This window comes from Ahniella affigens, assembly GCF_003015185.1.
GTDB lineage: Bacteria > Pseudomonadota > Gammaproteobacteria > Xanthomonadales > Ahniellaceae > Ahniella > Ahniella affigens.
In genome coordinates this window covers 2,035,915-2,047,059 of record NZ_CP027860.1, presented here as the reverse complement: position 1 = coordinate 2,047,059, position 11,145 = coordinate 2,035,915, and the positions used below count along the sequence as shown (strand labels likewise).

The 11,145-nt window shown below is 61.7% G+C and carries 2 protein-coding genes; both read left to right on the top strand.

Annotated features, from left to right (window positions below):
• The first annotated feature begins 5 nt into the window (after positions 1–5).
• On the top strand, positions 6–9,068 hold the full coding sequence (locus C7S18_RS07990; protein WP_106891058.1) for a non-ribosomal peptide synthetase: 9,063 nt from the start codon (positions 6–8) through the stop codon (positions 9,066–9,068).
• 798 nt (positions 9,069–9,866) lie between these two features.
• Positions 9,867–11,105: an efflux RND transporter periplasmic adaptor subunit gene (locus C7S18_RS07980; protein WP_106891056.1), complete on the top strand. Its 1,239-nt coding sequence runs from the start codon at positions 9,867–9,869 to the stop codon at positions 11,103–11,105.
• Positions 11,106–11,145 lie beyond the last annotated feature (40 nt).

Sequence of the window (11,145 nt, the reverse complement as noted above, 5' to 3'; positions counted from 1 at the left end):
ACCCCATGAGTACCTTGTCGGACCAAATTGCCAAACTCTCCCCTGAAAAGCGCGCTGCGCTGGAGAGAATTCTGAAGCAACGTGCTGCCACCCAGCAGCCTGTCGAGGTCGCACCGGCCATCTTGCCCGTGGCGCGAGATCGCGAGCACTTTCCCTTGTCATCGGCTGAGCAGCGCCTATGGTTCCTGGATCGCTTCTCCGATACGGGCGCCGCTTTCAATCTGCATGCCGGCCTCTTGCTTCGTGGCCCGCTCGATCAGCAAGCGTTGGCCAGCGCCGTGGATCGCCTGGTCGCCCGCCACGAGATTCTGCGCACGCGCTATGTGCTCAATGCGGGCGAACCCACGCGCCGAACCGACGGCAGCATCGTTCCAACGCTCCAGCAGCTCGACCTGAGCTCGTTACCGGAGCCCGAACAGCGCGCGCGACAGGATCAGCTGATCGTCGAGCATGCTAAACAACGATTCGATCTTGAGCAGGGCGGACTCTTCTCGGCAACCCTGTTGCAGCTCGCGTCAGAACATCACATTCTGCTGCTCGCGATGCATCACATTGTGTCGGATGCATGGTCGATGACCTTGATCCTCGATGAGCTTTGGGACAACTACGGCGCGATCTTGCAGGGAGCCCCGCCCGTCCCGCCGCCGTCCGTGCAGTATCTCGACTACGCCGTGTGGCAACAACAGGAGCTGCAAGGCGCACGCCTCGCGAAACAGTTGGACTACTGGCAGGACCAGTTGCGAGGCGCCCCCGATCTGATCGAACTGCCGACCGATCGGCCGCGCCCGGCTACGCAGACATTTGCCGGGCACGAATTGCAGTTCCGGATCTCTGACGACCTGCTGCAGCCGTTGAAGCGAATCGCGAGAGAGGCCAATGCCAGTCTCTTCATGGTGACGCTGTCGTGCTACGTCGCCTTGTTGCATCGATGGTCGGGCCAGGGCGACTTGGTGGTCGGGACCGATGTCGCCAATCGCAACTATGCCGAAACCGAATCGCTGATCGGCTTTCTGGTCAATCAGCTGGCCTTGCGCTTTCGCGTGGATCAGAGCACCACCTATCACGATCTGCTGGTACAGACGCGGGGCACTTGCCTTCAGGCATTTGCCAATCAGGACCTGCCGTTCAACCAGTTGGTTGAACGCCTGAACATGGCGCGCGATCTGAGTCGCACGCCGTTGTATCAGGTCAAGTTCATGCTGCAGAACACGGCCGCCGCACGCGAGGAAGACACGGCTCTACAAGCGACGTACCTGGAACAGATTCAGTCTACTTCGCAGTTCGATCTACTGCTGGCACTCGCCGAAACCAAGGCAGGAGGCATGTTGGGATCGCTGCGGTACCGCACCGACCTGTTCGATCAAGCAACGGCTGAACGCTTGGTAGCGCACTACCTGTCCATGCTTGAACAGATGGCGTTTGCGCCCACGCGCCCGCTGTCGGAGCTGACCTGGCTGTCGCCGCCCGAGCGCGCGCAGCTGGCCCACACGAACGACACGCGACGACGCATCGAGGCGCCCCTTCTGCCCGACTGGTTCGACGTCGCGGCGGTCAAGCATGCCACGCGCCCCGCTTTGACGTGCGCACAAACAACTTTGACGTATGCCGAGGTTCAGGATCGCGTGCACCGACTTGCCGCGCACCTTTTGGAACTGGGCGTGCAACCCGAACAACCGGTGGCGGTGTGCCTGGGTCGCGGCATTGACATGGTGATCGCCTTGCTCGCGGTGTTGCGCAGCGGTGCCTGCTATGTCCCGCTCGATCCAGAGTACGGGGCCGAACGCATTGCCTACATGCTGGCCGACTGTGGCGCGCGGATTGCGATCTGCGACGAACAGCAGGTCGCGTTGCCTGAGGCGATTACCACGCTGCCAATCAATGCCATCGCGTCGGCGCCAGTGAGTCGGGCCACTCGCTGGCCCGCGCTGCACCCTGAGCAAGTCGCCTATATCATCTACACCTCGGGATCCACCGGGCGACCCAAAGGCGTCGCCGTTCGCCATCAAGGCCTCTGCAATTTCCTGGTCAGCATGCAGGACAAGACCGGCCTGTCCGAGGACGATACGCTGCTGGCGGTCACAACCATTTCGTTCGATATCGCGGCGTTGGAGCTCTATCTGCCGCTGCTCTGCGGTGCTCGCGTTGTGGTAGCGACCCGTGAGGAAGTCGCTGACGGCCGAAAGCTGCTCGCCACGTCCCGAGCAGAAAAGGTCAGTGTGCTGCAGGCAACCCCGTCGACCTGGCGCATGGTGCTCCAGGCAGCGGCCGGTTCGGCTCTGCCGCTGCTCGGACTCTGCGGCGGCGAAGCACTCCCTCAGGAACTCGCTTTGCAACTGCTGGCGGCCGGCGTCCGCTTGATGAACGTTTATGGTCCTACTGAGACGACCATCTGGTCGGCCGCAGTCGAACTCAGCGACGCCAGCATTCGCGATGTGAGTAACGCGCCGTTGGGCGTGCCGTTGGCCAATACCACGCTACACGTCCTCAATGATCTCGGCCATCCTGTGCCAATCGGTGTGCCGGGTGAGCTCTGTATTGGTGGTGATGGACTCGCTCGTGGCTATTGCAACAATCCAGCGCAGACCGCAGCGGCGTTTTTGCCCGACCCGTATGCCGGTGCCTCCGGCGCCCGCTTGTATCGAACCGGCGATCTGGTCCGCTGGCTCGGCGATGGCCGGCTGAGCTTCTTGGGCAGACTCGACCACCAAGTCAAAGTGCGCGGCTATCGCATTGAGCTCGGCGAGATCGAGAGCGTCCTCGGGCAATTCCCGGCAATCGCATCAGCGGTGGTGGTGACGCGCCGTGATACCCAGGGATCGGCACAGTTGGTGGCATTTGTGCGACCGAGCGCCGAACCATTGGATGTGGACGCACTCCGACGGTTTGCCGGTCTGTACCTGCCGCCCTACATGGTGCCCGGCGAGATGCACAGGGTGGACGCGTTCCCGCTGACCATGAATGGCAAGATCGACCGAAAGGCGCTTGCGGCACTCGCCACGGCACAGGCACACAACGCTCAATCCGAGGCATCGATTGTTCCCGACGGCGAGCTGGCGTGTCAGGTCGCCGAGATCTGGCGATCCGTGCTGGGCCTGGCAACCGCCTATATGGACCAGGACTTCTTTCGCTGCGGCGGCCACTCACTGCTGGCGGTGCAACTGCTTGACCGAGTCGAGCGAGCGCTTAATGTGACGCTCGCATTGCCGGATCTGTTCAGGCGGCCAACGCTCGGGGCACTGGTTGACGACATCGCGCGACGTCGCGACTCGGCCGTTACCCAGGAAACGGTCACGGACATCGTGGTGCAATCCGATCCCGCGAGTGCTGATGCCCCATTCCCACTCACCAGTATTCAACAAGCGTATTGGCTCGGTCGGAGCGGCAGTTTCGAACTCGGCAATATCGCGACACAGAACTATTTGGAGATTGACATCGTCGATCTGGATCCAGCGCGGTTTGGCCACGCTTGGAATCAGCTGGTGTCGCGTCATGGCATGCTGCGCGCGGTGTTTGCCATTGATGGCTCGCAGCGCATCCTGCCCTCCCTACCGCTCTATCAGCCCAGACGTTACGACCTTCGCAACAATCCGGATGCGGAGTCCGTTTTGCTGAATTTGCGCCAGGAGATGAAGAGCCAGATTCTCCCTGCCGACGTGGGACCACTGTTTGATCTGCGCTTCAGCCAGATCGACGACACGCACTGGCGTGTGCACTTCTGCATCGACATGCTGATCTCCGACGTGGTCAGCAACCACATTCTGTTTGCCGAGCTTGGCCAGCTTTACCGCCAACCCGAATCCAGTCTGGCGCCGATTGCGATCAGCTTCCGCGATTACGTCCTGGCCGAGCAGGCGCTGCTCGCCTCGCCTCGATTCGAACGCGCCAAGCGCTACTGGTTGGACCGCCTGCCGACGTTTCCCAGCCGCCCCGATTTGCCCCTGGCCCGCGATCCCGCACGACTCGAACAGCAACAATTCTCGCGCCGCCGCCAAACGATTTCGGCCGCCCATTGGCAGGTTCTGAAACAGCGGGCGCAGAGCCTGCAAGTATCGCCTACTGGCTTCGTGTTGACGGCGTTCTCAGAAGTACTGGGCACCTGGAGCAAGGACCCGCGATTTGCCCTCAACCTCACGTTGTTCAATCGCTTGCCGTTGCATCGGGACGTCGAGTCCTTGGTCGGCGATTTCACGTCATCGCTGCTGCTCGCTTGCGAATACGTTCCCGAGCAACCTTTTGCCAGCCGCGCGAAAGCGCTGCAGCAGCGGCTCTGGCATGACCTGGAGCATAAGTTGTTCTCCGGTGTGGACATGATCCGCGAGCTCGCACGCGCGCGTGGAGGCAGTCATGGCGCAGCCATGCCCGTGGTGTTCACCAGCATTCTGGGCCTCGAAACGCCCGGTCAGGGCCATGAATCAGCGGCTGCTGAAGACGCCCAGGAAGGCTATAGCGCCTCGCAGACATCACAAGTCTGGCTGGACCACCAGGTTGCCGAGCAAAACGGCGGCTTGACCCTGGTCTGGGACGCGCTGGACGCCGTGTTTCCAGATGGCATGCTCGACGACATGTTTGCGGCGTATTCGGCCCGGCTGGTCCAGCTGGCCGAGCATTCCGATAGCTGGCAGGTGCCGCACAATCTCACGCCCCCGCACCAGATTGAGCGACGCGCTCGGATCAATGATGTGCCGTTCCTAAAGAGCAGCGAATGTCTCCACACGCTCATGGTGCACCAGGCACAGCTTCGACCAAACGATGTCGCGGTGCAGACGCCAACCTTTGCGGTGGACTATCACACGCTGGACCGCTGGAGCGACGCGCTGGCCTGCGCGCTGATACGCGCCGGCGCTGGTAAGGGAGACCTGATTGCGGTCCTGATGCACAAGGGCTGGGAGCAAATTGTTGCGGTGCTCGCAGTGATCAAGGCCGGCGCGGCCTACATGCCCGTCGATGCCGATCTGCCCGACCAGCGCAAGGCGCAAGTCATTGCCGAAGGTGGGGCGCGCATTGCCCTCGTGCAACCGGACACGGCATTTGCGCTGGACGGCTTGCATTGCCTGAGCCTTGACCCCAACGTGCTGGATGCGCTCCCAGCGGGAACGCCCTCTGCCCACGTCACGCCTGATGACATTGCCTACGTCATCTTCACGTCTGGATCAACGGGCAAACCCAAAGGCGTGGTGATTGGCCACCGCGGCGCCGTCAATACGGTCCTGGACATCAACGACCGCTTTGGCGTTCGGGCTGGCGACTCTGTGTTGGCACTGTCGTCGCTGAGTTTCGATCTCTCGGTCTACGACATCTTCGGCATTCTGGCGGTGGGCGGAACCATTGTGCTGCCGGAGTATGGTCGCCATGACAACGCCGCGCACTGGTGGGAATGCGTTGACCGCTTCCAGGTCACGGTCTGGAACACCGTCCCCGCGTTGATGCAGTTGCTCGTCGATCACTGCGAGCGGTTGCCTGAACCGGGTCTTGGCCCCATTCGCGTCGTGATGATGAGTGGCGACTGGATTCCAGTGTCACTCCCTGATCGCATTCGGGCACTGGCCGATGATGCCGCCGTCTACAGCCTGGGCGGCGCGACCGAAGCGTCCATCTGGTCCATCTACTACCCGGTGACCGAAGCGACCTCCGGTTGGCGCAGCGTGCCGTACGGTCGGCCTTTGGGCAACCAGTCCTTCCATGTGTTGGACAGCGCGATGCAGCCGCGACCAGAAGGAGTCACGGGGCCACTGTACATTGGTGGAATCGGACTGGCCAAAGGCTACTGGCGTGATCCGGTGCGAACCGCGTTGAGCTTTGTGCCTGGTAGCGATGGCGCCATGCTGTATCGAACGGGCGACTTGGGCCGCTACTTGCCCGACGGCAATATTGAGTTCCTGGGCCGCGAAGACGCGCAAGTCAAGGTTCAGGGCTATCGCATCGAACTCGGCGATATCGAAACGTCGTTGCAAAGTCACCCCGACATTGCCCAGGCAGCGGTGAACGCGATTGGCGACCACCAGGACAGCAAAACACTGGTCGCTTATGTCGTCGCCAAACAGCAGGTTGCTGGCAACGACGGCGGCGGTCGGATCCAGGATCCGAATGAACGAACGTTGTTCAAACTGGAGCAACGCGGTATCCGCCGGTTTGGCGATGGTCACCCGCGGATTACGATCACGACGCCGGCGCTGGACATGCTGATGCAAGGGCTCCGCGCGCACCGCATGGACGACCAGCCGCTACCGAAGTACCGCTACGCGTCGGCCGCAAGCCTTTACCCCGTGCAAGTCTACGTGAGCGTGCCGCCATCACTCAGTAGCACCTATGCACTCAACGCCGGAACGCACTACTACCACCCCATGGAACATCGCCTGATTCAACTGGACGATGACCTTGGCACGGATGCGCGCGCACCAGATTCGCTGACACTGCGCCTGATTGCCGATCTCGATGCGATCGAACCACTTTATGGCCAGGACGAATCCCGGCGATTCTGTCTCCTGGAGGCAGGCTATCTCGCTGCGGTCGTGCAAGACGCGGCGCAAGCGCACGGCGTGGTGTTGTCGGTCCGATGGTCGACCGAGCGAATCCACGCCGCCGCCCTGCCCCCGCGGGCCTTGCAGTTGGGCTCGATTGTGCTCGGCGTCGCCGACGTCGCCCCCATTGCATCGTCGTCGGCATCGCCAATCGAACCGACCGATCTCATTGCATTGCCGCCGCCCAAATCACTGGAGCCCGCAGATCACCTCCTGCAGCGCCAGAGTTTCCGACGCTTCGCTGACCGTGGTTGCAGCCTCGACCAAATCGCGGCCGTTCTGGCCATGGCACAGGTCGACCAGACCGACACACTGCTGCACGTTCAGCCCGGCCAAGCGTTGCCTTCAGGCTGGTACCGCTATTGGCCGGGCAAACACGCGCTGTCGCCGGAGCCGATCGCGCTGGATGGCGCGGCCTTGTTCAATGACGCGAATTCAAGCATCTATCGTCACGCAGGCTTCGCTGTATTGATGGTTGGCGAGCCATCAGACCGACAATTCGCGGCAGTCGGACAACGATCGCAGGCGCTGATGGAGCGCTGCTGGCGGCTGGACGTCGGCGTTTGCCCGGTAGGTGCCATTCAGGACCCAGCGGCCAGCGCGCTCACTGTTATTGGCGAACGCGAATTTCTGCACGGATTCATCGCTGGCGCGATCGATGCCGAGCAATGGCGCACCTGGGAACCCAATGCGACACCGAAGGCCACACTGACCGCCGAGGAATTGGCGGCGTATCTGGCGGCGCGACTCCCTGCCTATATGGTGCCCCGAGTCTTTGTTGGCCTCGACGCTTTGCCACTCTCGGCAAACGGCAAAGTCGATCGCAAGGCGCTACCGAAGCCCGACATGCAGCGTCCGTCGCAAGCGTTTGAGGCGCCGGTCACCGACACCGAGCGCCTGCTGGCGACGCTTTGGTGCCAATTGCTGAAGATCGACCAAGTTGGGCGGCACGACAGCTTTTTCGACTTGGGCGGCAATTCGCTGGTCGCAATGCAACTGGCCTCTCGCTTGCGAATCGACCATGGCATTGAGCTCAGCATCCGGGACGTGTTTGAGCATCCGGTTCTGAGCGCACTAGGCAGCATCGTTTCGGGCAGCCAGCCGGAACCAGGTGTGCCCGTCGTCGATGCGTTTGAGCGTTTACGCGCCGATTGGCTGGCGCAACACCCCGCCGGTGTTGATCATGCCTGGTATCCCCTCAGCCTCGCCCAGCAGCAGTTGTTCGCGCATCAACAACTCGATGCGACTGCGACCGCCTACAACATCTCCTCGGCCATGCACCTCGATGGCGACTTGGACACTGGTCGCCTGCGCAACGCGCTGCAAGCGTTGGTTGATCGGCACGAAGCGTTACGGACCCGCTTCGAGTACCGGGATGGCGCGGTGTGGCAACGCGTCGATCACGTGCAACGCGTGGCGTTCGACGTCGTCGACTTCTCGGCGCTGGACCGCACTCAAGCGGAGGCGAAAGCCCGAGAGTGGTTGACCGACGCTGCAATCCGACCTTTCGACTTGTTCAAGGGCCCGCTGCTGCGAGCCTGCCTACTGACCATCGAACCGAACCGCCGCATTCTGATGCTCAGCATCCACCACATCATTGCCGACTACTTGTCGATGGAGATTCTGGTCGATGATCTCAATCGCCTGTACTCGGAAGCAGATCTTGTGGCCAAGGCACTGCCACTTCATTTCACAGACGCTGTGCTCTGGGAAGCAGACTTCCTGCGGAGCGCCGAAGCGACCCGCCAACGCGAGTTCTGGCTGCAGCATCTGCACGAACTCCCGCGCCTTGAATGGCGCGACACGAAACAGAACCATGACGGATGGCAGTCGTTCAAAATCGATGGTGACCTGCTCACCCGACTGCGCGCCCGCACTCGTGCGTCTGACCTGTCGATGTTCATGCTCGGTTTCGCAACGCTGCACCAGCTTCTGGCCAACCTGAGCGGACAGACCGACTTCGCGATTGGTACGCCCATCAGCACACGGCGTGTACCCAATCTCGAGCCGTGCATCGGGCTCCTGCTGAACACGCTGCCGATCCGTCTGGTGGGTCAACAAGTCAAAACCGGAACGCAACTTCTGCACGCAACGCGACGCGCATGCATGGAGGCCTTCGAGCACAAAGACTACCCGTGCGAGGCCTTGCAGTCGGACCTTCGCCGCACCGACCAGACTCAGGACGAGCCATTGTATCGCGTCCGTTACGTCTACCGACGGATCGACGCCAGTACGGCTCGCAATGTCGCAGAGCGGCAGGTTGATGTGACGCGTCGGGATGCGAAGTTCGATCTGCTGTTCACGCTGAACGAAGCCGATGATCATGCGTTCGGCGAGTTCGAATATCGCGGTGCTGCATTCAGTGATGCGAGCATCGGCATGTTGAATGCACAGCTGATGCCGCTATTGACCTGGCTGGCCGACCAACCCGACGACCACCTCAGCAGTTTGACTGAAAAGCTCGGGACGATTCGCGAAACCTACTTCGATGACCAGCGGAAACAACAGGCATCCAAACTGGGCGCGCGCTTGAAGCTGATCCGACGTTAACCGCCTTTGGCTGTGAGTCGGCCAACGCCATGGCCGGCTTGCCGCGCGCAACAACACGCGCGGCAAGTCGGACCGGGGCGTGGCCAGAGCCCGTTGCCAACTGCCGAGCGCGATCTCCGACGCTCGTGTCCTTGACTGTGGACTGCAAGGACCAAACGACCGTCCCATTCGATTCGGAACGCGTGATGCAAGTAGGCGCCTTCACGGATGCCGTTCGCGGCGACTGGTAATGTCCAGTGCACTTGCCGGTCCTGGACAAACCGCGCCCGTTGCCGACAGGCACAACCACACCGCCGCCGGGAACGCAAGGTGTCAGAGGCAACAGTGGCAACATGACGTCCATCATTACCGTCCGCCATGTCCGCGTTCTAAACTCTGCGCTTACACGGTGAATCTACGCTCTGTTCGCGAAACAGCTGCCGCTTTCGGCATTTAGCCTGCTATCCACGCAAGTGTCCCGGCCATTCCGGTTTGGGAACCGCTTGGGTGAATGCAGACGCTGATAGACTGGGCGCTGATCCGTGTGGTCAGCGTCGATGCCGCGGTGGCACGGATGAATCGATTCTGAGTCACCGATGGCGCCATGTGCGCTCGACGAAGCGGGATTGCCGCCTCGCCGATTCCCGAATTGGCGCGGGTCTCTTGGGACGGTCTGAACTCGTCCAACCGGGACCTTCAGCCTCGCACGGAGTCTGCGCCTGGCCCAGTTTCAAGACGAACGTGTCCGAACCGAAGGTTCCGCCACGCTTGGCAAGTTTGGTAGCGCGTGTAGCATCAACACAACCTGGAAGCCTTTTCATGCAAGATTCGAGAGAACTCCTCAAAGAGTTGAAAATCAACCGCAATGACGACGACCAAGGCTGGTCGCCGACACTGAAATGGGGACTGGGCATTGGGCTTCTGGCGGCCGTGGCCGTCGGGGCGTTTCTGTACTTGCGGGAATCCGCGGTTCCCGTGCAAACCGCGCTGGCAGTCAAACTTGGGACCAATGCGTCTGGCGGCAACGCGTCCGTTCTGGACGCCACCGGTTACGTGGTGGCCCGTCGCATGGCGACCGTCTCATCGAAGATCACTGGGCGCGTCCGCGAAGTGCTGATCCAGGAAGGCATGCGGATTGAGCAGGACCAGGTCATGGCCACGCTCGATCCAATCGATGCAGAAGCCCAGCTCAACCTGTCACGTTCACAGCTGGCCGCGGCACGCAGCTTGTCTGGCTCCGTTCGCGCCCAGCTCGTGCAGGCCGAAGCCAATGCCAAGCGCGTCAGCGCACTTTTTGACAAGCGCTTGGTGGCGCGGTCTTTGTTGGATGAAGCGATTGCCGCCCGCGACAGTCTGCGCGCGCAGCTGATCGACTCCGAGCAAAATGCGAAAGTCGCCCAGGACCAACTGCGAATCGCCGAGAACGGCCTCGACAACACCATCGTGCGGGCGCCGTTTGCGGGTGTCGTGATTGCGCGCGCAGCCCAGCCTGGTGAAATCGTGTCGCCGCTTTCCGCCGGTGGCGGCTTTACGCGCACTGGCATCGGCACCATCGTCGACATGGACTCGCTGGAAATCGAAGTCGATGTCGGCGAGGCATACATCGGTCGGGTGACCGCCGGCATGCCAGTCGAAGCCGTATTGAATGCCTACCCCGATTGGCGAATTCCCGCCGCCGTGATCGCCACGATTCCGGCCGCCGACCGGGGGAAGGCCACAGTCAAGGTTCGAATCGGGTTCAAGGAAAAAGACGACCGCGTTGTGCCCGACATGGGCGTGCGCGTCAGCTTCCTGGAGCCCGAGATCGAGACGAAAAAAGTTCTGGTCGACCGGGGCGTCATGGTCGCCGGTGGTGCTGTCGTACAGCGCGATGGCAAGGACGTTGTCTTCACGTTGCAAGATGGTCGAGCCACTCAGACTGAAGTCAAAATTGCCCGCCGTATCGGCGATGACGTGGAAGTCAGCGCCGGACTGAACGGCGGCGAGACGGTCATCGTCGACCCACCCGAAGGCCTCACCAACGGCAGCTTGGCGGCCCCGCAAGCCAAGTCGCCCTGACTCGTCGCATCCCCCATGCAGCCTTTTCCTGTACTGCCCC